This window comes from Bacillus sp. CCNWLW194 (genome assembly GCF_037120585.1).
In the GTDB taxonomy this organism is placed as follows: domain Bacteria; phylum Bacillota; class Bacilli; order Bacillales; family Bacillaceae_G; genus Bacillus_A; species Bacillus_A basilensis.
This window is the reverse complement of the sequence record NZ_JBBBBL010000058.1, coordinates 1-907: the sequence shown is the minus strand read 5'-3', so window position 1 is coordinate 907 and position 907 is coordinate 1. Positions and strand designations below refer to the sequence as shown.

1 protein-coding gene and 1 pseudogene are annotated in these 907 nt (G+C 33.8%); both read right to left on the bottom strand.

Going from position 1 to position 907, the window contains the following annotated elements; all coding sequences use genetic code 11:
• A partial coding sequence (locus V7S50_RS33985) for a small, acid-soluble spore protein, alpha/beta type (protein WP_336584465.1) occupies positions 1-140 on the bottom strand: 140 nt, incomplete at its 3' end.
• A gap of 337 nt (positions 141-477) precedes the next feature.
• Positions 478-774, bottom strand: a pseudogene (locus V7S50_RS33980) (hypothetical protein).
• Positions 775-907: the final 133 nt, after the last annotated feature.

The window sequence follows — 907 nt, the reverse complement described above, 5'->3', positions numbered from 1 at the left end:
CCATTTGCACGTGATGATGTATCAGGTCCAAGTGTGACTCCTAATTCACGGGCAATTTCATACTTCATTTGTTCAATGGCACTTGCAGCAGCAGAAATAAGAATTTCATTTGTATTACTTTCGTGTCTTTGAATATTCATAGTTGCACCTCCACTATATTTGTATATAACATGTGCTTAATTATAATATTTATACGTAAACTATTTTCTTCTATTGTTTTTAGGAGAACTCTTTTTCATTCTCTCTTTACTATATTCCACTAACTAAATTTGAAACACATCTGGATCCTGAATTCCTAACACATTCATTTCTTCTCTAAATGAACGCCAGGGCTCTACCTTTATTGATTTTTCTTGGCCATTTCGTAATGTGTAGATTCTTGAGTACTCTATAATTAACCCTCCTCACATGTACAATAATCTAAATTGCACTTCAGTATAACAATAAAACCGCCTGTAAGGACGGTTTCTCTTTGCGTTATTTTTTTATAGCTCCACGTTTTCTTATTTTCTCTTTAATATATCTTATGTTACGTATGCCTAAACGGATTGAAGCGAAGAAAAGGCAAATCATTATAACGACGTAGATTACTAATCAACTCGTATAAATAAATGTACCTTGAAATCCATTTTCGGTAAGGCGATGAGTCACCCGCATTCCACCAAAGTAAGCTGGGATTGTTAGCAAGCTTACATCTTTAGGATTTGTCGCAAGATAAATTATTAAAAATAGAAAAGCGAGTGCCCCTATCGTACTAACATTTTCAAAAATCATTTTCAAAAACCACCTACTTTATAATTTATATTATATCAATAATTCGCTACCTTACTCCCCTATTGCCCCTGTATTCTTGATTACTGCTGCTTCTTTCTGCTGTCATATAACGATTTCCCTACCATGATGAGAA